Annotated in this window: 21 protein-coding genes and 1 pseudogene; 13 read left to right on the top strand and 9 right to left on the bottom strand. The window is 75.1% G+C overall.

What is annotated here, in order from left to right:
• Positions 1 to 10: 10 nt before the first annotated feature.
• Positions 11 to 1,078: an alkene reductase gene (locus tag ACFCY7_RS02530; RefSeq protein WP_376480598.1), complete on the bottom strand. Its 1,068-nt coding sequence runs from the start codon at positions 1,076 to 1,078 to the stop codon at positions 11 to 13.
• 134 nt (positions 1,079 to 1,212) lie between these two features.
• Here ACFCY7_RS02530 and ACFCY7_RS02525 point away from each other — a divergent pair, with 134 nt between their 5' ends.
• Entirely contained in the window at positions 1,213 to 1,737 is a 525-nt protein-coding gene (locus tag ACFCY7_RS02525) for a MarR family winged helix-turn-helix transcriptional regulator (protein WP_376480597.1), read from the top strand.
• Between the two features lie 129 nt (positions 1,738 to 1,866).
• Here ACFCY7_RS02525 and ACFCY7_RS02520 read toward each other — a convergent pair whose 3' ends face one another.
• The 4 genes and pseudogenes from ACFCY7_RS02520 to ACFCY7_RS02505 form a co-directional block, all read right to left on the bottom strand.
• Positions 1,867 to 2,925, bottom strand: coding sequence for an aminotransferase class V-fold PLP-dependent enzyme (locus ACFCY7_RS02520; protein ID WP_376480596.1), 1,059 nt, complete (start codon positions 2,923 to 2,925; stop codon positions 1,867 to 1,869).
• Between the two features lie 106 nt (positions 2,926 to 3,031).
• Entirely contained in the window at positions 3,032 to 3,739 is a 708-nt protein-coding gene (locus ACFCY7_RS02515) for a DsbA family oxidoreductase (RefSeq protein ID WP_376480595.1), read from the bottom strand.
• Positions 3,740 to 3,804: 65 nt separating this feature from the next.
• Positions 3,805 to 4,281 carry a GNAT family N-acetyltransferase gene (locus tag ACFCY7_RS02510; protein ID WP_376480594.1) on the bottom strand — a complete coding sequence of 159 codons (477 nt, stop codon included), beginning with the start codon at positions 4,279 to 4,281 and terminating at the stop codon, positions 3,805 to 3,807.
• Positions 4,278 to 4,457 (bottom strand): annotated as a pseudogene (locus ACFCY7_RS02505) (hypothetical protein); the annotation flags it as partial. The gene ACFCY7_RS02510 and the pseudogene ACFCY7_RS02505, both read right to left, overlap by 4 nt.
• Here ACFCY7_RS02505 and ACFCY7_RS02500 point away from each other — a divergent pair.
• On the top strand, positions 4,434 to 4,619 hold the full coding sequence (locus ACFCY7_RS02500) for a hypothetical protein (protein ID WP_376480593.1): 186 nt from the start codon (positions 4,434 to 4,436) through the stop codon (positions 4,617 to 4,619). The pseudogene ACFCY7_RS02505 and the gene ACFCY7_RS02500 overlap by 24 nt on opposite strands.
• 33 nt (positions 4,620 to 4,652) lie before the next feature.
• Here ACFCY7_RS02500 and ACFCY7_RS02495 read toward each other — a convergent pair whose 3' ends face one another.
• A complete protein-coding gene (locus ACFCY7_RS02495; protein ID WP_376480592.1) occupies positions 4,653 to 5,567 on the bottom strand; it encodes an AraC family transcriptional regulator in 915 nt (304 codons plus the stop codon).
• A gap of 108 nt (positions 5,568 to 5,675) precedes the next feature.
• On the opposite strand from ACFCY7_RS02495, the gene ACFCY7_RS02490 reads away from it, so the two are divergent.
• Complete coding sequence (locus ACFCY7_RS02490) at positions 5,676 to 6,692, top strand: zinc-dependent alcohol dehydrogenase family protein (RefSeq protein WP_376480591.1); 1,017 nt, start codon at positions 5,676 to 5,678, stop codon at positions 6,690 to 6,692.
• Positions 6,693 to 6,722: 30 nt separating this feature from the next.
• Here the strand turns inward: ACFCY7_RS02490 and ACFCY7_RS02485 are convergent, their stop codons facing one another.
• Positions 6,723 to 8,228 carry an aldehyde dehydrogenase (NADP(+)) gene (locus ACFCY7_RS02485; protein WP_376480590.1) on the bottom strand — a complete coding sequence of 502 codons (1,506 nt, stop codon included), beginning with the start codon at positions 8,226 to 8,228 and terminating at the stop codon, positions 6,723 to 6,725.
• 162 nt (positions 8,229 to 8,390) lie between these two features.
• Here ACFCY7_RS02485 and ACFCY7_RS02480 point away from each other — a divergent pair, with 162 nt between their 5' ends.
• Positions 8,391 to 9,161: an IclR family transcriptional regulator gene (locus ACFCY7_RS02480; RefSeq protein ID WP_376480589.1), complete on the top strand. Its 771-nt coding sequence runs from the start codon at positions 8,391 to 8,393 to the stop codon at positions 9,159 to 9,161.
• Here the strand turns inward: ACFCY7_RS02480 and ACFCY7_RS02475 are convergent, their stop codons facing one another.
• Positions 9,162 to 9,659, bottom strand: coding sequence for a cupin domain-containing protein (locus ACFCY7_RS02475; RefSeq protein WP_367828267.1), 498 nt, complete (start codon positions 9,657 to 9,659; stop codon positions 9,162 to 9,164). It lies immediately after the preceding gene.
• 208 nt (positions 9,660 to 9,867) lie between these two features.
• Here ACFCY7_RS02475 and ACFCY7_RS02470 point away from each other — a divergent pair, with 208 nt between their 5' ends.
• From ACFCY7_RS02470 to ACFCY7_RS02460, 3 genes are read left to right on the top strand one after another with little or no spacing between them, the layout of a single operon-like run.
• Positions 9,868 to 10,863, top strand: coding sequence for a hypothetical protein (locus tag ACFCY7_RS02470; RefSeq protein ID WP_376480588.1), 996 nt, complete (start codon positions 9,868 to 9,870; stop codon positions 10,861 to 10,863).
• The gene (locus ACFCY7_RS02465; protein WP_376480587.1) at positions 10,860 to 12,098 is read left to right on the top strand and encodes a sensor histidine kinase; all 1,239 of its coding nucleotides are present in this window, start codon (positions 10,860 to 10,862) and stop codon (positions 12,096 to 12,098) included. Before ACFCY7_RS02470 ends, ACFCY7_RS02465 begins: the two co-directional genes overlap by 4 nt.
• 8 nt (positions 12,099 to 12,106) lie before the next feature.
• Entirely contained in the window at positions 12,107 to 12,754 is a 648-nt protein-coding gene (locus ACFCY7_RS02460; RefSeq protein ID WP_376480607.1) for a response regulator, read from the top strand.
• Between the two features lie 74 nt (positions 12,755 to 12,828).
• Here ACFCY7_RS02460 and ACFCY7_RS02455 read toward each other — a convergent pair whose 3' ends face one another.
• A complete protein-coding gene (locus ACFCY7_RS02455; RefSeq protein ID WP_376480586.1) occupies positions 12,829 to 13,920 on the bottom strand; it encodes a hypothetical protein in 1,092 nt (363 codons plus the stop codon).
• Positions 13,921 to 14,070: 150 nt separating this feature from the next.
• On the opposite strand from ACFCY7_RS02455, the gene ACFCY7_RS02450 reads away from it, so the two are divergent.
• The 6 genes from ACFCY7_RS02450 to ACFCY7_RS02425 all read left to right on the top strand — a co-directional run bounded on the left by ACFCY7_RS02450 (position 14,071) and on the right by ACFCY7_RS02425 (position 23,604).
• Entirely contained in the window at positions 14,071 to 15,519 is a 1,449-nt protein-coding gene (locus tag ACFCY7_RS02450; protein WP_376480585.1) for a peptidoglycan D,D-transpeptidase FtsI family protein, read from the top strand.
• Between the two features lie 157 nt (positions 15,520 to 15,676).
• Positions 15,677 to 16,087: a hypothetical protein gene (locus ACFCY7_RS02445; RefSeq protein WP_376480606.1), complete on the top strand. Its 411-nt coding sequence runs from the start codon at positions 15,677 to 15,679 to the stop codon at positions 16,085 to 16,087.
• Between the two features lie 146 nt (positions 16,088 to 16,233).
• The gene (locus ACFCY7_RS02440) at positions 16,234 to 17,514 is read left to right on the top strand and encodes an MFS transporter (RefSeq protein ID WP_376480584.1); all 1,281 of its coding nucleotides are present in this window, start codon (positions 16,234 to 16,236) and stop codon (positions 17,512 to 17,514) included.
• Positions 17,444 to 19,510: a SpoIIE family protein phosphatase gene (locus tag ACFCY7_RS02435; protein WP_376480583.1), complete on the top strand. Its 2,067-nt coding sequence runs from the start codon at positions 17,444 to 17,446 to the stop codon at positions 19,508 to 19,510. The genes ACFCY7_RS02440 and ACFCY7_RS02435 overlap by 71 nt, the downstream gene beginning before the upstream one ends.
• Positions 19,507 to 22,311, top strand: coding sequence for a SpoIIE family protein phosphatase (locus ACFCY7_RS02430; RefSeq protein WP_376480582.1), 2,805 nt, complete (start codon positions 19,507 to 19,509; stop codon positions 22,309 to 22,311). Before ACFCY7_RS02435 ends, ACFCY7_RS02430 begins: the two co-directional genes overlap by 4 nt.
• Positions 22,312 to 22,383: 72 nt before the next feature.
• Positions 22,384 to 23,604 carry an amidohydrolase gene (locus ACFCY7_RS02425; RefSeq protein WP_376480605.1) on the top strand — a complete coding sequence of 407 codons (1,221 nt, stop codon included), beginning with the start codon at positions 22,384 to 22,386 and terminating at the stop codon, positions 23,602 to 23,604.
• The last annotated feature ends 52 nt before the right edge of the window (positions 23,605 to 23,656 follow it).

Raw genomic sequence — 23,656 nt, 5'->3', positions numbered from 1 at the left:
GCGTCCGGCCTCAGAGGGCGGGGTAGTCCGTGTAGCCCTGGGGACCGCCGGCGTACATGGTGGCGCTGTCCAGGGTGTTGTAGGGGCCGTCCGTGCGCAGGCGGGCGGGCAGGTCGGGGTTGGCGATGAAGAGCCGGCCGTACGCGACGAGGTCGGTGGTGCCGTCCTCGATCAGGGCGAGGGACGCGGCGTCGGTCTCTCCCTCGGTGGCCGGGTTGAGGATGAAGGTGCCGGCGAACCGCTTGCGCAGGTCGAGGACGAGCGGGCGGCGTTCGGGGGCGGTCTCCAGGACGTGGAGGTAGGCGATGCCGACGGGCTCGATGGCGGTGAGCAGGGCGGTGTAGAGCTCGTCGGTGTCGGTCTCGCTGATGTCGTTGAGCGTGTTGGCCGGGGAGATGCGCAGGCCGGTGCGCTCGGGGCCGATCTCGGCGGCGACGGCCTTGACGACCTCGACGGCGAAGCGGATGCGGTTCTCGACGGGGCCGCCCCACTCGTCGGTGCGGTGGTTGGAGCCGGAGGCGAGGAACTGCTGGATCAGGTAGCCGTTGGCGCCGTGGATCTCGACGCCGTCGAAGCCGGCCTCGACGGCGTTGCGGGCGGCGGAGGCGAAGCCGGCGACGGCCTCGCGCACCTGGTCGCCGGTGAGCTCGCGCGGGGTGACGAAGTCCTTGGGGCCCTCGTGGGTGTAGACCTGGCCGGCGGCGGCGACGGGCGAGGGGCCGACGGGGTGGAGGTCGCCGTCGAGCAGGTCGGGGTGGCCGATGCGGCCGGAGTGCATCAGCTGGGCGAAGATCCGTCCGCCGCGCTCGTGCACGGCGGTGGTGACCTCGCGCCAGGCGGCGATCTGCGCGCGGCTGTGCAGTCCGGGGGTGTTGGGGTAGCCCTGGCCTTCGGGGACGGGCTGGACGCCCTCGGTGATGATCAGTCCGGCGGAGGCGCGCTGGGCGTAGTACTCGGCGACGACCGCCGTGGGGGTGCCGTCCTGGCCGTTGGCGCGGCTGCGGGTCATGGGGGCCATCGCGATGCGGTTGGCGAGGCGGGTCCCGGCGAGGTCGATGGGGTCGAATGCAGTGGTCACGGCTGTCCCTCACATGAATATGTGGTCGGCCAACTAATCGGGCCGATGCCACTGTAACCCATTTACTTGGCCAGCCAAGATAATCTGCGGACCACGGTAATCTTGAGGACGAGAACCGTCCCGAGGAGCCCGTGATGTCAGGAACCGACCCCGTCTGTACCGCCTCGTCCACCGAGCCGCGGCCCGCCGCCGCGTGCGGCGGGACGGTCAGCCACACCCTGGCGTGGGTCGCGCGGCTGCACCGGATCGCCATGGGCCGGCGGCTGCGGGACCTCGGCCTCTACCCGGGCCAGGAGCTGATGATGATGCGCCTGTGGGACTGCGGGGCGGTCCGCCAGTCGGAGCTCATCCAGTCGCTCGGCCTCGACCCCTCGACGGTGACGAAGATGCTCCAGCGCCTGGAGCAGTGCGGATACGTCCGCCGCAGCCCGGACCCCGCCGACCGGCGCGCGGTCCTGGTCGAGGCGACGGAACAGGGCGCGGCCCTGCGCGCCGGGGTCGAGGGCGCCTGGACGGACCTGGAGGAGCGCACGCTGGCCGGGCTCGCCCCGGCCGACCGCGCGGAGCTCGCCCGCCTGCTCGGCCTCGTGGGCGACAACCTGGCCGAGGAGGCGGGCGAGGAGGCCGCCTGCCCGCCCGCACCGGGCACCGTCTGCTGACACCCGGCGCCGTCTGCTGACACCGGGCCGGGCGGCGGCCCGACCGTCCGCCCGACGTCCGGGCCCGGTCGCGTCGTGCTCCCGTCCGATGGCGCCGGGCCGGGCGGCGGTCGGCGGGCCGGGGCCGGCTCAGCCCGCCAGGACGTCCAGGGCGCGGTCCACGTCCGCCGTCGTGTTGTAGAGGTGGAAGGAGGCCCTCAGGTTGCCCGCACGGTCCGAGAGCAGGATGCCGGCCGCCCGCAGCGCGTCGGCGCGGCCGCCGAGGCCGGGGATGGCGACGACGGCCGACTCGTCCATGACGGGCGCGTGGCCGAGGTCGAGGAGCCCGGCGCGGAAGCGGGCCGCGAGCCCCTTGTCGTGGGCCTCGATCCGCTCGATGCCGATCTCCTCCAGGAGGGCGAGCGAGCGGGCCGCCCCGTGGTACGAGAGGAACGTCGCGGGCTCGTCGAAGCGGCGCGCGGAGCGGGCCAGTTCGCGGACCGGGCCGTAGCTGTTCACCCACAGCTCCTCGCCCGTGACCCAGTTGGCGTGGATGGGGAGCAGCGAGTCCTGCGCCTCCTCGGTGACGGTGAGGAAGGAAGCGCCGCGCGGGCACAGCAGGAACTTGTAGCCGCCGGTGACCGTGTAGTCCCACTCCCCCGCGTGCAGCGGCAGCCAGCCGGCGGACTGGGTGGCGTCCAGGAGCGTGCGGGCGCCGTGGGCCGCCGCCGCCTCCCGCACCGCGGCGGAGTCGGCCGTCCGCCCGTCCGACGACTGCACGGCGGAGAACGCGACGAGCGCGGTCCCGGGGCGGACGGACTCGGCGAGCCGCTCCAGGGGCACGGACCGGGTCTTGAGGTCGCCGCGGATCGTGAACGGGGTGATGAGGGACGAGAAGTCTCCCTCGGGGAACAGGATCTCCGCGCCCGCGGGCATCGACTGGGCGATCATCCCGCAGTGCACGGCGACCGAGCTGCCGACGGCCACCCGCTCGGGGGAGACGTGGGCCAACCGGGCGTAGGCCGCCCGGGCCTCGTCGACGACGTCGAAGCTGCCGGCGCCGTCGTGGCGGCCGTCGGCGGTCTCCTCGGCGAGCAGCGTGACGGCCTCGACGGTCCGCCGCGGCATCAGGCCGCAGGCGGAGGTGTTCAGGTACGTCTTCTTGGGCGCGAACTCGGCGCCGCCGAGCGGCTGGTCCAGGGAATCCATGCCCCCACCCTGGATTCCCCACGATCACCCGTCAATGGCGATTCGACCGTGGGGAAATCCAAGCCGCGCTTATCCCCGCAGGTCAGAGTCCCCGCAGGTCAGGCCGTCAGGCCTGGGGAACCTCGCAGGCGCCGTCCGGTCCGCAGACCTCCGCGTCGGCGCCGACCGGCTGGAGCACCCGGCCCTGCCAGGCCTGTTCGAGGGCCTGGGTGAAGACCTCGGCGGGCTGGCCGCCGGAGACGCCGTAGCGGCGGTCGAGGACGAAGAACGGCACGCCGTTGGCGCCGAGCTCGGCGGCCTCGCGCTCGTCCTCCCGTACGGCGTCGGCGTAGGCGGTCCCGTCGGCGAGGACGGCCCGCACCTCGGTCTCGTCGAGACCGGCCTCGACTCCGAGCGCCACCAGGGTCTCGGCGTCGAAGACGGAGCGCTCCTCGGCGAAGTTGGCGCGGTAGGCCAGGTCGAGCAGCTCGCTCTGGCGGCCGTGCGCCTTGGCGAGGTGGAGCAGCCGGTGGATGTCGAAGGTGTTGCCGTGGTCGCGGCCCTCGGTCAGGTAGCCGAGGCCCTCGGAGTGCGCGTTGGAGGCGACGTGCGCCTCCATGGCGCGGGCCTCGTCGAGGGTGCGGCCGTACTTCTTCGCCAGCATGTCGAGGACGGGTGCCCGGTCGCCCTTGGGGCTGTTCGGGTCGAGCTCGAAGGAGCGGTGCACGACCTCGACGTCGTCGCGGTGGGCGAAGGCCGCGAGCCCCTTCTCGAAGCGGGCCTTGCCGATGTAGCACCAGGGGCAGGCGATGTCGCTCCAGATCTCGACGCGCATGTGACTTCTCTCCGAGGGTTGCCGGTGGGGTGTTCCGTACGGTCGAACGCCCCGGCCGGCCTCCCTCATTCCGCGTCCGGCCCCAGTGTGAGCCGGAGCACGAGGTGGTCGCCGTCGCGCGGGTGCTCCGGGTCCGGGGTCCAGCCGTGGGCGGCGTAGAAGGCCTGGGCGCGCTCGTTCTTCTCGAAGACCTCCAGGCGGGCGCCGGTCGCCCCGGCCGCGCGCCAGGCGTCGACGCAGGCGGCGTGGAGTTCGGCGCCGACGCCGGCGCGCCAGCGGGAGGGCAGGACGTGGAGCTGGGAGAGGGTCATGACGCCGTCCCTGACGCCGGACGCGGCGACGCCGACGACCCGGCCGTCCCGCTCGGCGCACAGCACCCGGCCGCCGTCGACGGCCGCCGCCCAGGCCGCCCGGGAGCGCGCCAGCTCCTCGGGCCCCTCGAAGTCGGCGTCGGGGACGTGGCCGCGGTAGTAGGTGGCGCGGGCCTCGGCGTGGAGGGCGACGACGGCGTCGACGTCGTCTGCGGTGGCGAGTCTGATCACGCCCTCTCAGGACGCGGCGGACACGGCGCCGGTTCCGGTGGAGGCCCCGCGGGACGTTTCCGGCCGGGGCCCGGTCGGACGGCTCGGGCTCCCGCGAGCCGGTCGAACGAGGCGCGGTAGGCGCTCGGGGTGAGGCCGGTGCGGCGCACGAGGTGGCCGCGCGGGGAGTCCGCGGTGGGCTGCTCGCCGGGGTGAACGTCCTCTCGGCGCGGGTGGCGGCGCGGTACGGGGCGAAGGTCCCGATCGTGGTGGGCCGGGTGGTCGCGCGGACCGGCCTGCTCGTCAGTGCCGCCCTGGCGACCCTGGCGTCGCTGCGCCTGCCGGGCCGCCGGGGCTGAGCGGGCGGACGCCCCCGCGGCGGCCGGGGCGGGTCACGCGCCCTTGCGGTACTGCCCTGGTGCCACGCCGTACTCGCGCTTGAAGGCCTTGGCGAAGGCGAACTCCGAGGAGTAGCCGGAGCGTTGGGCCACGACGCGGAGCGGGAGGTCGTCGGAGCGGAGGAGGCGGCCGGCCGTGGTCATGCGCCACCAGGTGAGGTAGGCGAGGGGGGCGCGGCCCACGAGGGCGGTGAAGCGGCGGGCGAAGGGGGCGCGGGAGAGTCCGGTGAGGGCGCCGAGCTCCTCGACCGTCCACGGTCGGGCGGGGTCGTCGTGGAGGGCCCGGAGGGCGCCGGCGACCGCGGGGTCGCCGAGGGCGGCGGACCAGCCGGTGGAGCGGTCGGCGCGTTCGGTGAGCCACCAGGTGCGGAGCAGGTACAGGAGCAGGGTGTCGAGGAGGGCGGGGACGATGGCGTCGGATCCGGGCTGGGGCTCGGCGAGTTCGGCGCCGAGCAGGTCGACGGCGGCCCGCAGCCGGGGGTGGGCGCCGACCCGCGCGGGCAGGTGGACGTACGGGGGCAGCTCGGTGAGCAGCGGATGGGCACGGGCCCGGCTGAGCTGGTAGGAGCCGCACAGCAGCAGCGTCTCCTCGGCGCCGATCGGGCCCCGGTCGGGCGGGGTGGGCCAGGAGCCGTCGGGTGCGGGCAGGGCGTCGACGAGCGGGGTGCCGGGCCGGTCGGCGAGGCCGTGGCCGGTGCCGTGGGCGAGGAGGACGACGTCGCCGGGGCCGAGCCGGACGGGGGCGCCGTCGTCCGGGGGCAGCAGCCAGGCGGTGCCCTGGAGGACGACGTGGAATCCGGCGCCCTTGCCCTCGGGGAATCGAATGCCCCAGGGCGCGAAGCGGACCGTGCGGGAGGAGTGGGGCCGCCCGGTGCGCATGGCGGCGATGGCATCGCTCAGTACGTCCATCCCGGCACCGTACTCCGTACCCCCTGCCCACCGGGGCGAGACGATCGGACATGTTCGGAAGCCACGAGGATATGGATCGTCTCGCAGCACTCTCCTACGGTCGAGTGCATGACGACGACCACGGCAACAGGCAGGACGACCAGGGCGGTTCTCTTCCACGAGACCGGCGGACCCGAGGTGCTGACGGTGGAGGAGGTGCCGCTGCCGGATCCCGGGCCCGGGGAGGTGCGCGTACGGGTCGAGGCGATCGGGCTCAACCGCGCCGAGGCGCTGTTCCGCACGGGCACCTACTACTACCCGGCGACCCTGCCGGGTTCGCGGCTCGGCTACGAGGCGGCGGGGGTGGTCGAGGCGGTCGGCGCGGGGGTCACCGAGTACGCCCCGGGCGACCCGGTGATGGCGGCGGCCAACTTCGACTTCGGAAAGTACGGGGTGTACGCGGAGCGGGTGGTGCTGCCGGAGGAGTACGTGGTGGCCCGGCCCGAGGGGGTGGACGCGGTGACGGCGGCGGCGGTGTGGCTGACCCACTTCACCGCGTACGGCGGGATGGTGCTGACCGGCGGACTGCGCGCCGGCGACCACGTGGTGATCACGGGGGCGTCGAGCGGGGTGGGGACGGCCGCGATCCGGACGGCGCTGCGGATCGGGGCGGTGCCGATCGCCGCCACGCGCGGCGAGGGCAAGCGGAAGCGGCTCCTGGAGCTGGGGGCGCCGCACGTGATCGCCACGGACACGGAGGACCTGGTCGCCGAGGTGCGGCGGATCACCGGCGGGGCGGGCGCGGAGCTGGTCTTCGACGCCGTCGGCGGGCCCGGGTTCGCCCGGCTCGGCGACGCGCTGCGCCCCGGCGGGACCGCCGTGCTGTACGGCTGGCTCGACCCGCGTCCGGTCGAGCTGTCGGCCAACTGGCCGCAGACGGTCCACACCTACGCCAACGGGGCCCTGGCCAGGACCGAGGAGGGGCGCCGCCGCGCGGCCGGCTTCATCGGCGCGGGCCTGCGGGACGGCTCCCTGGCGCCGGTGATCGCCGAGACCTTCGAGGGTCTGGAGCGGATCGCCGACGCCCACCGGCTGATGGAGTCGAACACGCACTTCGGGAAGATCGTGGTGCGCGTGGACCACTGACGGATCGTGGTGCGCGTGGACCACTGACGGTCAGCGCCTCGGCACGCCCAGCGGGTTGCCGTCGCGGAGCTCCGGCGGGAGGAGGTGGCCGGGGGTCGACTGGTAGGTGACCGGGCGCAGCCAGCGCTCGATCGCGGTCGCGCCGACGGAGGTGCCGGTGGAGGTGGTGGCCGGATAGGGGCCGCCGTGGTGCTGGGCGGGCGCGACGGCGACGCCGGTGGGCCAGCCGTTGACGAGGACGCGGCCCGCCAGCGGGGTGAGTTCGGCGAGCAGCGGGGCGGCGTCGGGGTCCCCGGTGCCCTCCGTGGCGATGTGCAGGGTGGCGGTGAGGTTGCCGGGCAGCAGGCCGAGGACGGCGGTGACCTCCTCGCGGGAGGAGTAGCGGGCGACGACGGTGACGGGGCCGAAGCACTCCTCCAGGAGGAGGTGGTGGTGGCCGCCTTCGGTGAGCCGGTCGGCGTCGACGTCGAGGACGCCTGCGCTGACGGTGTGCTCGCCGCCCGCGCCGGGCGTGACGGTGGTGCGCACCCCGCCGAGCGCGGCCCGCTCGGCGACGCCGGAGACGAAGGCGTCCCGCATCCGGTGGTCGAGCATCACGGCCGGTTCGGTCTCGCTGACCGCGGCGGTGAGCGCGGCGAGGAAGCGGTCGCCGTCCTCGCCTCGGGGGGCCAGGACGAAGCCGGGCTTGGTGCAGAACTGGCCCGCGCCCAGGGTCATGGAGCCGGCCAGGCCGCCGCCGATCTCCTCGGCCCGCTCCGCGGCGGCGGCCGGGGTGACGACGACCGGGTTGAGGGAGCCGAGTTCGCCGTGGAACGGGATGGGGACGGGGCGGGCGGCGGCCGCGTCGAAGAGGGCCCGGCCGCCGCGGACGGAGCCGGTGAAGCCGGCGGCCGCGACGAGCGGGTGGCGGACGAGTTCGACGCCCGCGTCGAAGCCGTGGACGAGGACGAGGACGTCCTCGGGGAGGCCGGCCTTGGCGGCGGCCCGGCGCAGCAGGGTGGCGCAGAGTTCGGAGGTGGCCGGGTGGTCGGGGTGGGCCTTGACCACGACGGGGCAGCCGGCCGCGAGGGCGCTGGCGGTGTCGCCGCCGGGGACGGAGAAGGCGAGCGGGAAGTTACTGGCGGCGTAGACGGCGACGACGCCGAGCGGGATCTTCCAGCGGCGCAGGTCGGGCCGGGGCGGGGTGGCCGCCGGGTCGGGGAGGTCGATCCGCGCGTCGAGGAAGGAGCCTTCCTCGACGACCTCGGCGAAGGCCCTCAACTGGGCGGTGGTGCGGGTGAGTTCGCCGGTGAGGCGAACGGGCCCGAGGGCGGTCTCGGCGTCGGCGGCCTCGGCGATCTGCGCGCCGGCCCCGTCGAGGAGGTCGGCGGCGGCACGGAGGAAGGCGGCCCGCACGGCGCGGTCGGCGAGCGCCTCGCGGGTGGCGTGCGCGGCCCGGACGGCCCGGTCGACCTCCTCCTTTGTGGCCTCCACCGCAACCTGTTCGCGCGGCTTCCCCGTCCGGGGGTCCACACTCCACACTGGTTCTGCCGCCACCGCCACGCCCCTGTTCGCTATTCTGAACACAGTTCCCGTAGATGAACGCATCTGGGCGGGACTCTATTGACGGCCCGGGCGTCTCCACAAGGGCTCCGATCGGCCGGGACGGCCGGAGGGCGACGGGGTGGGCGGCCGGACAACGGAAAAGGGGCGAGGGTCATGGCGACTGCCGACGCGGGTGGGGCACAGGTGAAGTCCGCCGTGCGGACCGTGGAGCTGCTCGAGTACTTCGCCGGGCGCCCCGGGATGCATTCGCTCGCCGCCGTCCAGGAGGCCGTCGGCTATCCCAAGTCCAGCCTGTACATGCTGCTGCGCACCCTGGTCGAGCTCGGCTGGGTGGAGACGGACTCCACCGGCACCCGGTACGGCATCGGGGTGCGGGCGCTGCTCGTGGGCACCTCGTACATCGACGGCGACGAGGTGGTGGCCGCCTCCCGGCCCACCCTGGACCGGCTCTCCGACGACACCACCGAGACCATCCACCTGGCGCGCCTCGACGGCACGAACGTGGTCTACCTGGCGACCCGCCAGTCCCAGCACTACCTGCGGCCCTTCACCCGGGTCGGGCGGCGGCTGCCCGCGCACTCGACCTCGCTCGGCAAGGCGCTGCTCGCCACCCACAGCGACGAGCAGGTGCGCAAGCTGCTCCCGGAGACCCTGCCGGCGCTGACCGAGCACACGCTCACCGACCGCGAGCAGCTCATCGAGGAGCTGCACGTCATCCGCGAGCAGGGCTACGCGGTGGACCGCGAGGAGAACACCCTGGGCCTGCGCTGCTTCGGCGTCGCGATCCCGTACCGGACCCCGGCCCGGGACGCGATCAGCTGCTCGGTGCCGGTGGCGCGGCTCACCCCGGCCCACGAGCAGATGATCAAGGACGCCCTGTTCGACGCCCGGGACCGGCTGACGCTCGCGACCCGCCGCCTCTGATCACGCGCGGTCGGCGAGGGCCTGCTGCCAGACCGGGCTGTCGACGTAGTGGTTGTCGTACTGCTCCGAGGACGCCTTGATCTCCTCGAAGCTCGCCTCGCCGCGCATGACCCGGCCGAGGAGGCGCAGGTAGTCGAAGCGGGCCATGCCGGGCGTGAAGGCGAAGAGCACGTCGGCCTCGGCGCCGGGCGCCGCCGCGAAGGCGTGCGGGGTGTGCGGCGGGACGAGGAGGAAGTCGCCCTGCTCCAGGACGGTCAGCTCCTCGCCGACCAGGACCTGGAGCGAGCCGCCGAGCACGAAGAACATCTCGGAGGCCTTGGTGTGGAAGTGCGCCGGCGCCCCGACCGCGCCCTTCGCGAACGAGGAGCGGTAGCTGGTGAGCTGACCGCCGGTGGTGTCGGAGTCGGCGAGCAGGGTCATCACGCTGCTCGGGTCGGCGGTGGTCTCGGCGGTGGCGGCGCGGGTCAGGAGCGGGGCGAAGGTCGCGTTCTCGTTCATGATCACTACTCTAGAGCGCCATTGACCCCTCGACAGGGGTCAATCGATCATCAAAAAAGCCGGTCAATTCCGATCGCCCGACACCCCGGACGGGAACCCGGCGCCCCGCCCGGACGGCCCGGGGATGAGCGCCCCTCCGCCGCGCGGCGGAGGCGGTTCACCACCGGGCAGGAGGTGGGGCACCCGGCCCGCACGGGAGCGTGGAGCCATGACACGGACCGCTCACCACCCCGCCCCCGCACCCGGCACCGACCGCCGCCCCGGCACCCTCCGCCGGACGCTGCGCGCCCTCGCGATCCTCGCCTGCCTCCCGTACATCACGCTGAAGATCGCCTGGGTGGCGGGCAGCGAGATCGGCATCCCGGCCGGGAGCGCGCTCCTGGAGCACCGGCAGATGATGGCCATCGCCAACTCGGTCTCCGTGGTCGCCGACGTCCTCGTCGTCGTCCTCGCCCTGCTGCTCACCCAGGACTGGGGCCGGCGGTTCCCCGCCTGGCTGCTCGCCCTCCCCATGTGGGCGGCGACCGGACTGCTCGCCCCGATCATGACCGGTTACCCGGTGCAGCTCGCGGTCGCCCTCTTCACCGGCGACGAGAAGGCCGCCGCGCCGAGCGAACCCTTCCTGGACGACTGGGTCTTCGCCGTGGTCTACGGCGGCTTCATGCTCCAGGGCCTCGCCCTGGGCACCCTCTTCGCCCTGTACTCCCGGGACCGCTGGGGCCACGTCTGGCGGGGCCGGCTCGGCGAGCTGTCCGCCCGCACGTCCGGACCCGGGGCACGGGCCCTCGCCGCCGCCGGCGCGGTGGTCGCGCTCCTGCCCGCCTCCCTCCACCTGCTGTGGGTGTCCGGCTCGACCACCGGCCTGTCCGCCCGGCGCATCGCCGAACGCGACTCCGACTTCTACGTCCTGGAAGCGCAGTGGCTCGCCTTCCTCGCCGTCGCCGTCACCTTCACGCTCTTCCTCGTCCTGCGCCGGCCCGCCCGGCTCCGGGTCCGCACCACGCTGGCGCTGGCCTGGACCGCCTCGGGCACCATGGGCTGCTGGGGCGCCTACCTGTCGCTCGTCGCGCTGCTGCCGGACCCCGATCCGACCAAGCGCGTCCCCGAACTCGTACAACTGTCCTACGCTGGCGAAATGATCACCGGGTTCCTTCTCGCCGCGTGCGTGGCGCTGTTCCTGCGGCGGCGGAGCGCCGAGGCGTGAGACCGGTCGCGGCCCTGTTCGGGCAGCGGGCCAGGCTCCGCTGGCTCCATCTGATCCTGGGCGGCGCCCTGTTCATGCCCTTCTGGATGGTCGGCTCGCTCGTCGCGGCGCCGCTGCTCGGCGGCGGCGGCCTGTTCACCGGGGACCTCGGGGTGCAGCTCGGGGCGTACGCGGCGGGGCTGCCGCTCGCCGCCGTCACCGCCCTCTTCCCACTGGCCCGGCCGATGTCGGTGGCGGCGGCGCGGGCGCTGTGCGGAGTGCCCGCGGACCGGTTCGCCGACGGTCCGGCGCACGGCCGGACGGAGAAGGCCAGGACGGCCGGCTGGTTCAGCCTGCACCTGGGCGCCGGCGCGCTGATCAGCGGGGCGAGCCTGGCGCTGCCGCCGTTCGCGGCGGCGGTGATGGCGCTGCCGTTCTCCCCGGCGCTCCGGGAGTCCGAACTCGGCCGGATCTGGGGGCTCGACCGGCCCGGGTGGGTCTGGGCGGGGATCCCGGCCGGGCTGCTCATGCTGCTCGCGCTGGCCGCCGGTGCCGCCGCCACCGGGACCCTGCTCGCCCGGCAGGCGCCCCGGCTGCTCGGGCCGAGCCCCGCGGACCTGCTCGCGGCGGCCGAGCGCCGCGCGGCGGAGGCCGAGTCCCGCAACCGCCTCGCCCGCGAGCTGCACGACTCGGTCGGCCACGCGCTGAGCGCGGTCACCCTCCAGGCGGGCGCGGCCCGCCGGGTCCTGGACGGCGACCGGGCCGACCTGGAGTTCGTACGGGAGGCGCTGACCGCCATCGAGGAGACCACCCGGCGCACGGTCGGGGAGCTGGACTGGGTCCTGGGGGTCCTGCGGGACGACGGGGAGGCGGAGCGGCCCGGCCCCGGCCCCGGGCTCGACTCCCTGGAGGCCCTGGTGCGGGGCGCGGGACCGCGCGTGACCCTGACCGTCTCCGGGGACCTGGGCCCCGTACCGGAGGCGCTGTCCCGCGAGGCGTACCGGATCGTCCAGGAAGGGCTGACCAACGCGGCCCGGCACGCGGGCGGCGAGCCCGTCGCCGTACGGCTCGACGCACGGACCGAGGAGTGGGAGATCACCATGGAGAACCCCCTGCCCGAGCGACCCCCGGTCGCCCGCCCGCACGGCGGGCGGGGCCTGCGCGGGGTCGGCGAGCGGGCCCGGCTGTTCGGCGGCACCGCCGAGGCGGGCCCGGTGGACGGCGTCTGGCGCCTCGCGGTCAGGATTCCCCGGTGAGCGCCCCGATCAGGGTCGTGCTCGCCGACGACGAGCGGATGGTGAGGACCGCCCTGCGGGTGATCCTCGACGCGGAGCCCGACCTGGAGGTCGTCGGCGAGGCGGCCACCGGCGCCGAGGCGGTCTCGGTGGTGCGGGCCCAGGAGCCGGACGTCGTCCTGATGGACGTCCGCATGCCGGAGATCGACGGCATCCGGGCCACCGAGCAGATCCTCGCCGGGATGGCCCGGGCGCCCCGGATCGTCGTGGTCACGACCTTCGAGAACGACTCCTACGTGTACGACGCGCTGCGCGTCGGCGCCGCCGGCTTCCTGCTCAAGCGGGCGGCGGCGGAGGAGCTGGTGAGCGCGGTCCGCCTGGTCGCCCGCAGCGACTCGCTCCTCTATCCGGCCGCCGTCCGGGGCCTGGCGGCCGAACACGCCCGCCACCGTCCGCCGGCCGCCCCGCCCTGGGTCGCCCGGCTCACCGACCGGGAGTCCGAGGTCCTGCGGCTGGTGGCGACCGGCCTCACGAACGCCGAGATCGCCGAGCGCATCGGCGTCGGCCCCGCCACCGTGAAGACGCACGTCGCGGGGGTCCTGGCGAAGCTCGGCGCCCGCGACCGCACCCAGGCGGTGATCCTGGCGTACGAGTCGGGGTTCGTGCGGGCGGGCTGAGGCGAGGCGGCCGGGCCCGGTCCGGTCCGCTCCGGTCCGGTCACCGGGGACTTCCCGTAGGGACCTCGTGGTGTTCAGGACCTCGTGGCGTTCCAGCAGCCGTCGTGGTCGTCGGTCATCGGCCGCGTGCGGTCGAAGGGGTCGACCGTCCGGTCGCTCCTGGCGGCGTCCGTTCCGCCGCCGCCGCCGAACTCCGGCCGGAGATAGCCGGTGAGGTTGTCGCAGCCGCCGTTGGTCGCCTCGGCCCGGTACGAGAGCAGGGTGAGGGTCCCCTTCTCGGTCATCACCTTCGCCGGGTCGTCCCAGCTCACCACGGTCGCCCGCCGCACGATCACGCGCACGACCTCGTCGCCGCCGCCCGCCGGGGCGACCGGGTAGACGTAGGTGACGTCGGCGGTCACCTCCAGGGCCCCGCGCTCCCCCTCCCGGTACGTGAGGCGCCCGCGGCTCTTGACCACGTCCCCGACGAGGCGGGCCTGCGCCGGGTCGAAGCGGCTGAAGAGCGACAGCGGGTCGTGGTCCTCGCCCGGTGTGCGCAGCGCGGTCGACACGAAGGACCTCATGTCCGGCTGGTGCGGGTTGATCAGGGCGACCGCCTTGTCCGGGTGTCCGCCCCGCAGCACGGCCGGGTCCAGGCTGGCGGCGGCGAGGAAGTCGCGGGTCCGCGCGAGCGCCCGCGCGACCTCCTCCTTCGTCATCCACCCGGTCGCCCGGGCGGCGGGCACGCTGATGCCGGCCGTGCCGTCCGCCCAGCGGACCGCGGGAGACCCGCGGAACGGCTCGGCGAGCGTGGCCCGCCCGCCCCCTTCCGCGGGAGGCGCCTGGTCCGGCCGCTCCGTCTCCTGCGCCAGGGGCCGTGCGGCCCCGCCGTCGTCACCGGACGACCACCCGACGAACCCTCCCGGGTCCACGGCCACAACGAGGAGGGCCAGCGCGGCCACGAACCCCGCCACGTACCAGCCCTTGCTCCGCCGGCGGCGTGCGGGCGGGTGCGCACGCCACGCCGGCGGCTCCGCGGGCGCCGTCCTCAGCCGGGCCGCCACCTCGCGGGCCCGCGCCGACGGCTCCTTCGGGGCGTCCGCCGTACCGTCGGCCGAGGTCCGCAGGAACTGCTCCCACACCTCGTCCGGCACGTCCGGACCGCCGTGCTCCCCGCCCTTGCCCACGACCCACTCCCCACCCTGCGTGTCTTCGGCCCCTCCCCCGGGGCCCCCGCATGATCACACACCCGGCGGAGGGGCCCGACATGAAGGTTCGCTGAGAAACGGGGCACATCCGGAACGTCCGTCACCGGTTCGTTCGTCCCCACAGGTGCGATGAACAAGACGATCAGGCACACGTCGGTCTTCGTGCTGATCCTGGTGCTGGCCCTGCTGGGCCGGGCCACCTGGGTGCAGGCGTACGAAGGCAAGGCGCTCGCGGACGACTCGAAGAACCGGCGGAAGACCATCGCGCAGTACGCGCAGCCGCTCGGCAACATCGTCGTGGCCGGCTCGCCGGTCACCGGCTCGAAGAAGACGAAGGGAGGGGACCTCGCCTACCAGCGCACCTACACGGACGGCGAGCTGTACGCGGCGGTCACGGGCTACAGCTCGCAGGCGTACGGCGCCACGCAGCTGGAGGGCATCTACTCCGGCGTCCTCGACGGCACCGACGACCGGCTGAAGAACCCGCTGGACGCCGTCACCCGCAAGCAGCAGGCGCCGGGCACGGTCGTCACCACGATCGACCCGGACGTGCAGAAGGCCGCCTACCGGGCGCTCGGCGGCAAGAAGGGCGCGGCCGTCGCCGTCGACCCGGTGACCGGCCGGATCCTCGCCATGGCGTCCACCCCGTCCTACGACCCGTCGAAGATCGCCGGGACGACGGGCGGGGACGCCTGGAAGGCGCTGACCGCCGACGAGGACAAGCCGATGGTCAACCGGGCCCTGCGGCAGCCGCTGCCGCCCGGCTCGACGTTCAAACTGGTCGTCGCGGCGGCGGCCCTGGAGGACGGGCTCTACGGCTCGGTGGACACGGCGACGGAGAGCCCGGACCCGTACACGCTTCCGGGCACCCGGAGGGTCCTGCCCAACGAGAACGCGTCCGCGCCCTGCGAGAACGCGACGATCCGCACGGCGCTCCGGTACTCCTGCAACAACGTCTTCGCGAAGATGGCCGTCGACCTGGGGCAGGACAAGGTGAAGGCGATGGCGGAGAAGTTCGGCTTCAACGACGACGCGCTCGACGTACCGGTCCGCGCCTACGCCAGCGTGTACCCCTCCGGCATGGACAAGGCCCAGACGGCGCTGACCGGCATCGGCCAGTTCGACGTCACGGCCACCCCCCTCCAGATGGCCATGGTGTCGGCCGCCATCGCCAACGACGGCCTCCTCGCGGCCCCGCACATGGTGTCGGAGGTCGTCGACTCCGACGGCGACGCGCTGACCTCGTACAAGGACGGGGACACCCGCCGGATCGTCTCCTCCTCGACGGCCGAGCAGCTGCGGAGCGCGATGGTGACCGTGGTCGAGAAGGGCACGGGCGGCAACGCGGCCGTGGCCGGGGCCGAGGTCGGCGGCAAGACCGGCACGGCGCAGCACGGCGAGAACAACAGCAAGACGCCGTACGCCTGGTTCACCTCCTACGCCAAGGACCCGTCCACCGGGAAGCAGGTCGCCGTCGCGGTGATGATCGAGGACTCGGGCGCCGCCCGCTCCGAGGTCAGCGGCAACGGCCTGGCGGCCCCGGTGGCGCAGAAGATGATGGCGGCGGCGCTGAAGTGACGGGGGACGGGAGCCGATTGGCCGCCGGACCCCGTCACACGATATGCAGGGGCACACCCCGCGATCCGAGCACGCGTTCGCATCGCGGGGCGTGCCCCTGCTCCCGTCCCCACGGAGGACCGCCGTGCGCCTGCCCCGTTCCCTGTCCGGCTGGACCATGGCGGTCTTCGGCGTGCTCGCCGCCGCGCTCGGGGTGGTGGGCCTGGTGGCCCCGGACGCCCTGCTCACCGTCATGGGCTTCGAGCCGGTGCCCGAGGGCGGACGCGCGGACGGGGACCACACCCTGGTCTTCCTGACGGCCTCCTCCATGGCGGCGCTCAACATGGGCGTCTACTACGTGCTGGCCGCCCTCGCCGACTGGAAGCCCTTCTTCCGGTGGACGGTCCCCTTCCGTCTCCTCACCTGCGCGGTCTTCACCCTCGCCGTCGTCACCGGCCGCGCCCCCACCGGCTTCCTCGGCGTCGGCCTGTGGGAGGGACTCGGCGCGGTGGTGACGGGGGCCGCGCTGCGGTACGAGCGTCGGGGGACGGCCCTCACGGGCGTCGGACCCGAGTCGGACACCGCCTGAGGACGTCCGCTCCGGAACCGCCGGCCCGACGTAGGGCATCCGCCCCGATCCGCGGGCCCGACGTAGGGCATCCGCCCCGATCCGCCGACCCGGCCTAGGGAGGTCGACCGATCCGCGGGGGCCTCCTCAGAGGTCAGGCTGCGGGCATGCGTTGGTATCTGACAGGTGTGGTCGTGTCCGGATTCGGGACGACGGCGATGTGGCTGGTCTCGGGGATCTGGGTGAAGTCCCTGACGGGGTCGGACAGTCTGGCGGCCCTGACCGCGTTCGCCCTGTGGGCGCCGGTACTGCTGGGGCCGCTGCTCGGCACGGTCGCGGACCGGGTGCGGCGCCGGCCCCTCCTGGTCGTCCTGAACGCGGCGATGGCGGTCCTGCTGCCGCTGCTCCTGTGGGTCGAGTCGGCGGACCGGGTGTGGCTGCTGTTCGCGGTCCTCGTGCTCTACGGGGCGCAGGGCGCCGTGCACGAGGCGGCGGAGCAGGCGCTGGTGGCGACCGTGCTCGACGAGGGGCGGCTCGGCACGTTCAACGGGCTGCGGATGACCGCGAACGAGTCGATGAAGCTGGTCGCGCCGCTGGTGGCGGCGGGGATCTTCGCCCGGTACGGGGGCGGCCCCGTCGCCCTCCTGGACGCGGCGAGCTTCGCGGTCGCGGCGGGGGTGTTCGCGCTGATGCCGGTGCGCGAGCCGAGGCCCGCGCGGCCCGCGGCCCGCCACTGGTGGCGCGAGACGGCCGAGGGCGTCCGACTGCTGCGGGCGTCGCCGGTGCTGCGGCCACTGGTGGCGACGGGCGCCGTCACGATGCTGCTCGCCGGGGTGAACGGGGCCGCGATCTACGCCGTGGTCGACCGCGGGCTCGGGCACGCGCCCGCGTACGCCGGTGTGCTGTACGCGGTCCAGGGCGCGGGGTCGGTCCTCGCCGGCCTGGTCACCGGCCCGCTGCTCCGCCGGATCCCGGAGCGGACGCTCGCCGCCGCCGGCCTGGCGCTCTTCGCGGTGGCGGTCGGAGTACGGGCGCTGCCGTACGGGGCGACGGCCCTGGCGGCGAGCGCGGTCATCGGGATCGGTCTTCCCTGGGTGCTCGTCGCCGTGGTGACCGCAGTGCAGCGGGAGGCCCCCGCGGAGGCCGTCGGCCGGGTCGCCGCGACCGCGCACACCCTCGTCCTCGCCCCCAACGCGGTGGCCCTCGCGCTCGGCGCGGGCCTGGTCGCGGTGGTCGACGTCCGGGTCCTGCTGCCGCTGCTCGCGCTGGCGGGCCTGGCATGGGCCGCGGGCCTCGCCGCGCGGGCTCGGCGCGCGGCCGAACCGGGGGACGGGGAGCATGGAGGGAGACGTGCGGGCCCGGCGGGAGGAGGGCAGGGTGACGGCCGGTTCGTTTCCGGGGACGACGGGGCCGGTCGGCGTGCCCCTGGACGGCAAGGGACTCCTTGACGTCCTCGGGGTGGCGGCCGTCGTGGTGGACGCGCGGGGCCGGATCGTGCTGTGGAGCCCCCAGGCGGAGGACCTCTTCGGCTTCCGCGCGGACGAGGCGCTCGGCCGGTACGTGGCCCGGCTGATCGTCGGCCCGGAGCACCGGGAGGAGGCGATGCGCCTCTTCGGCGAGGTGCTGCGCGGCGGCACGACCTGGTCGGGCACCTTTCCCGTACGGCACAAGGACGGCACCGACCGGCAGGTGGAGTTCCGGAACATGCGGCTCACCGACGACCGGGGGTCGCTGTACGCGCTCGGGATCGCCGCCGACCGCTCCGCCGTCGAGCGGGTCGAGACCGAGCTCGCCCTCTCCGACCGGCTGGTCACCCAGTCGCCGATCGGCCTCGCCCTGCTCGACACCGAGCTGCGGTACGTCCTGGTGAACCCGGCCCTCGAACGGATCAACGGCATCCCGGCCGCGCTGCACGTGGGGCGGCGGATCGGCGACATGCTGCCGATGCTCGACACCGGAGGGCTCGAGGCGGCGCTGCGCGCCGTGCTCGCCACCGGAGAGCCGCTGCTCGACCACGCCACGACCGGCCGGACCCCCGCCGACCCGGACCACGACCACGCCTGGTCGGTGTCGCTCTCCCGCCTGGAGGGGACCGAGGGCCGGGTCCTGGGGGTCGCGGTCTCGGTGATCGACGTGACCGAGCGGCACCGGGCCGACGCGGCGGCGGACCGGTCCCGGCGGCGGCTCGCGCTCATCGCGGACGCCTCGGCCCGGGTGGGCACCACCCTGGAGGTCGAGCGGACCGCCGACGAGCTGGCCGCGGTGGTGGTGCCGGAGCTGGCGGACATCGCCGCCGTCGACGTCCTGGACTCGGTCCTCGCGCTGCGCAGGCCGGGCGCGCCCGAGGAGGGGCCCGAGCTGTTCCGCGCGCTCGCGGTGAAGGCCGCGGGCCGGACGGAGGCGCTGCCGGCCGCCGACCCGCCCGGGGCGGTCGCCATGTACGGGGCGGACCGGCTGGTCACCCGGTGCGTGCACACCGGGCTGCCGGTCCTGGTGGAGCACGTCGGCCCGGGGGACCTGTCCCGGATCGCCCGGAGCCCGCAGGCGGCGGAGCTGCTCGCGCGGGCCGGGGTGCACTCGTACCTGGCGGTGCCGCTGATCGCGCGCGGCGAGGTGCTCGGGGCGCTCGACCTGAAGCGGGACCGGAACGCGCTGCCGTTCGACGGCGACGACGTGCTGCTCGCCACGGAGCTGGCCGCGCGGGCCGCGGTGAGCATCGACAACGCGCGCTGGTACCAGAGCGTGCGGAACTCGGCGGTGACGCTCCAGCGCAGTCTGCTGCCGGGCGCGCCGCCCGATCTGCCGGGGCTGGAGATCGCCGCCCGGTACCAGCCGGCGCAGGCGTCGAGCGAGGTCGGCGGCGACTGGTACGACGTGATCCAGCTGCCGGACGACAAGACGGCGCTGGTCGTCGGGGACGTGATGGGCAGCGGGATCGACGCGGCGGCGACGATGGGCCGGCTGCGCACCGCCACGTGCGCCTTCGCCGACCTGGACCTGTCCCCCGCGCAGGTGCTGCGGCATCTGGACCGGATCACGGCGGGCCTGGAGCACTACATCGCGACGTGCCTGTTCGCCGTCCACGACCCGGTCCGCGACCGGTGCCGGATCGCGAACGCGGGCCATCTGCCGCCCGTACGGGTCCCGGCGGACGGGCCGGCCGAGCTGGTGCGGCTGTCGACGGGGGTGCCGCTGGGGGTCGGCGGCGGCGCGTTCCACACGGCGCGGGTGCCGTTCCGGCCCGGGGACCGGCTGGTGCTGTTCACGGACGGTCTGATCGAGACCCGTGACGAGGGGATCGACGAGCGGCTCGCGCTGCTGGTGGGCCTGCTCGACGAGGCGCGCGGGCCCCTGGAGGAGACCTGCGACCTGCTGCTGCGGGCGCTGCGCCGGCCGGGTGCGCCGGACGACGTGGCGCTGCTCATCGCACGGAGCACGGGATGACGGCCCGGAACGGCTCCGGTGCGGGCCGGTGGAGGAACCGGGGGCGGGGCGGGGCGCGCGGACGGGGGCCGGGCGAGCGGGCGACGGGGCTGCGGAGCCTCGCCGGGCAGGTGTTCGCCCTGGAGGCCCTGATCGCGCTCCTGGTGATCGCGGCGGCGGTGTTCGTGACGTTCCACCAGGCGCAGGCGGACACCGAGCGGGACGCCCGGATCCGCTCGCTCGCCGTCGCGGAGGGCTTCGCGCACGCCCCGGGCATCGACGCGGCGCTGACGTCGCCCGATCCGACGGCGGCGCTCCAGAGCCGGGCGGAGGCGACCCGGCGGGCCACGGGCGTCGACTTCATCGCGGTCCTGAGCCCGTCCGGGCTGCGGTACACCGACCCGCGGCCGGAGCTGATCGGCCAGGTGGTGACGGGAGACCTGTCGCGGGCGGCGGTGGACGGCGAGTCGTTCACCGAGCGTTTCCGGGGCGAGCCGAACGACGCGGTGCGGGCCGTGGTCCCGGTGGTGGACGAGCGGGGCCGGGTCGTCGGCATGGTCAGCAGCGGTATCGGGGTGGAGAGCATCACGCACGCGGTGCAGGGGCGGCTGCCGCTGCTGATCGGTGCGGCGGGCGGCGCGCTGGCGCTGGCGGTCGGCGGGGCGGCGCTGGTGAGCCGGCGGCTGCGGCGGCAGACGCACGGGCTCGGGCCGGCCGAGATGACCCGGATGAAGGAGCACCACGAGGCGGTGCTGCACGCGGTCCGCGAAGGGGTGCTGATCGTGGGGGCCGACCGCCGGCTGCTGCTCGCCAACGACGAGGCCCGCCGGCTGCTGGGGCTCGGTCCTGACGCGGAGCGGCGGCACGTCTCGGAGCTCGGTCTCGATCCCCGTACGGTCGAGCTCCTGGAGTCGGGGCGGTCGGCGACGGACGAGGTGCACCGGGCGGGCGACCGGCTGCTCGCGGTGAGCGTGCGGCCGACCGTCGCGGGCGGGGCGGAGTCCGGGTGCGTGATGACGATGCGGGACACCACGGAGCTGGCGGCGCTGACGGGCCGGGCGGCGGTGGCGCGCGGCCGGCTCCAGCTGCTGTACGAGGCGGGGGTGCGGATCGGGACGACGCTGGAGGTCGTGCGGACGGCGGAGGAGCTGGCGGAGGTGGCGGTGCCGCGGTTCGCGGACTTCGCCACGGTGGAACTGCTGGAGCCGGTGCTGCGCGGGGAGGAGCCGCCCGAGGCCGGGGTGGTGACCACGGAGCTGCGGCGGACGGCGATGAACGGGCTGCGGCCCGACCAGCCGCTCCAGGCGGTCGGGGACACGATCCACTTCGACGTGCCGAGCACGCCGATGGCGAAGGCCCTGAACGCCGGGCACGCGGTGGTGCAGGCGGAGCTGGCGTCGGCGGAGGGCTGGCGGGCGCAGGACCCGGAGGGTGCGGCGCGGGCGCTGGCGTACGGGATGCACTCGCTGCTCACGGTGCCGCTGCTGGCCCGTGGGGTGGTCCTCGGGATGGCGAACTTCTGGCGGGCGGACACCCCGGAGCCGTTCGGGGAGGAGGACCTGTCGTTCGCGGAGGAGCTGGCGGCGCGGGCGGCGGTGGCGATCGACAACGCGCGCCGGTTCACCCGGGAGCACGCGATGGCGGTGACGCTCCAGCGGAGCCTGCTGCCGCGGGGGCTGCCGGAGCTGAGCGCGGTGGACGTGGCGTACCGCTACCTCCCGGCGAAGGCGGGGGTCGGCGGCGACTGGTTCGACGTCATCCCGCTGCCGGGGGCGCGGGTGGCGCTCGTGGTGGGCGACGTGGTGGGGCACGGGCTGCACGCGGCGGCGACGATGGGGCGGCTGCGGACGGCGGTGCACAACTTCTCGACCCTGGACGTGCCGCCGGAGGAGATCCTCGGCCATCTCGACGAGCTGACGGGCCGGATCGACGACCGGGAGCCGGAGGAGCCGGACGCCGAGGGGCGGCGGCGCGACGAGGGCATCACGGGCGCGACCTGCCTGTACGCGATCTACGATCCGGCGTCGGGGCTGTGCACGGTGGCGAGCGCGGGGCATCCCGGGCCGGCGCTGGTGGGTCCGGACGGGCGGGTCGAGTTCCCCGAGCTGGCGCCGGGGCTGCCGCTCGGGCTCGGGCTCGGCGACGTGCCGTTCGAGGCGACGGAGCTGCGGCTGTCGGAGGGGAGCAAGCTGGTCCTGTTCACGGACGGGCTCCTGGAGGACCACGGGCGGGACCTGGGCGCGGGGATCGGGCTGCTGCGGTCCACGCTGGCCCGTCCGGACCGGAGTCCGGAGCAGACCTGCGCGGACGTCCTCGCGACGCTGCTGTCGCCGGCACCCCGCGACGACATCGCGCTCCTCGTGGCGCGGACCCGGCTGCTGGACCGGGAGCGGATCGCGGAGTGGGAGGTGGCGCGGGACCCGTCGGCGGTCTCGCCGGTGCGGAACGCGGCGGCGGCGAAGCTGGCGGAGTGGGGGCTCGACGGGCTGGCCTTCTCCGCGGAGCTGGTGCTCAGCGAGCTGATCACCAACGCGGTGCGGTACGGGGCGGATCCGGTGCGGGTCCGGCTGCTCCACGACCGGTCCCTGATCTGCGAGGTGTCGGACGGCAGCAGTACGTCTCCGCACCTGCGGCACGCGGCGACGACGGACGAGGGCGGGCGCGGGCTGTACCTGGTCGCCCAGTACGCGGATCGGTGGGGCACCCGGTACGCCCGGCGGGGGAAGACGATCTGGGCCGAGCTGCGGGTGGGCACGGACGACGCGGAGCCGGTGGCGGTGGCGGTGCCGGACCTGGACGCGCTGGAGGACCTGGGCTGGTGAGGGGCGGTGCGGCGGGCCCCTCGGAAGTCCGTGGTATACCAGATCTTCGCATCGTTCCCGTACCCCGTCCGCATCCGAGGAGACCCCGTGACCCCGCCGCCGCCCCGCACCGCGACCCTGTTCCACGACGTCCGGCCCTACGGCGGCCCGGCCCGCGACCTGATCGCGGTGGACGGACTGCTGGCCGCGGAGGTCCCGGACGGCGCCGTCGTGGAGCGGATCGACGGCGGCGGGCGGCTGGCCCTGCCGACCCTGGTCGACGCGCACATCCACCCCGACAAGACCTCCTGGGGCGAGCCCTGGCACAGCAGGCGCCCCGCGCGCGGCATCGCCGAGTACGTCGCCGGGGACGTGGAGCTCGCCCGCGCCCTGCCGACCCCGGTGGGCGAACGGGCGCTGCGGCTGATGTCCCACGCGGTGACGCGGGGCACCCGGGCGATGCGCGCCCACGCGGACGTGGCCCCGGCGTACGGGCTCGCCGGGATCGAGGGCGTCGCCGAGGCCGCCGGGAAGCTCGCCGGGGTCCTCGACGTGGAGCTGGTCGCCTTCCCGCAGCACGGCGTGGTCCGTACCCCGGAGGTGGCCGGGCTCCTCGCGGAGGCGGCGGCGAGCGGGCTGATCACCCACATCGGCGGCATCGACCCGGCCGGCTTCGACGCGGCCGGCGACCACGACGGCGACCAGCTGGGCACGGTCTTCGCCCTCGCCGAGCGGCACGGGCTCGGGCTCGACATCCACCTCCACGACCGGGGCGAACAGGGCCTCGCCCCGCTGCGGGACATCGCCGCCCGCACCCGGGCCCTCGGGCTCCGGGGCCGGGTGAGCGTGGCGCACGCCTTCGCCGTCGCGGGCCTGGACGGCCGGGAGCTCGACGAGACGGCCGACCTGCTCGCGGACGCCGGGATCGCGCTCACCACGGTCGCCCTCTCGGTGACCACGATCCTGCCCTTCCGCCGGCTGGCCGAGCGCGGGGTGCGGGTCGGACTCGGCTCGGACGGGGTGCGGGACAGCTGGAGCCCGTTCGGCAACGCGGACATGCTGCACCGCGCCTGGCTCGCCGCCTGGGCCCTCGACCTGCGGCTCGACGAGGAGCTGGAGGCCTGCTTCCGGCTCGCCGCCGACGGGGGCGCCGAGCTGCTCGGCCTCCCGGCGGCCGACCTGCGACCGGGCTCCCCCGCCGACTTCATGCTCCTCGACGGCGAGTGCCTCCCCCAGGCCGTGGTGGACCTGCCCGCCCGCGACCTCGTGGTCCGCGCGGGCCGGGTGGTGGCCCGGGACGGCCGCCTGGTGTGACGTACGGGGGCGGGGCCGAACCCCGCCCCCGTACACACCCCCGTACGCCCTC

Origin of the sequence: Streptomyces sp. NPDC056361 (assembly GCF_042262805.1) — a bacterium.
In the GTDB taxonomy this organism is placed as follows: domain Bacteria; phylum Actinomycetota; class Actinomycetes; order Streptomycetales; family Streptomycetaceae; genus Streptomyces.
Note: the sequence above shows the minus strand (reverse complement) of the source record. Positions and strands in the feature narration are given on the sequence as shown.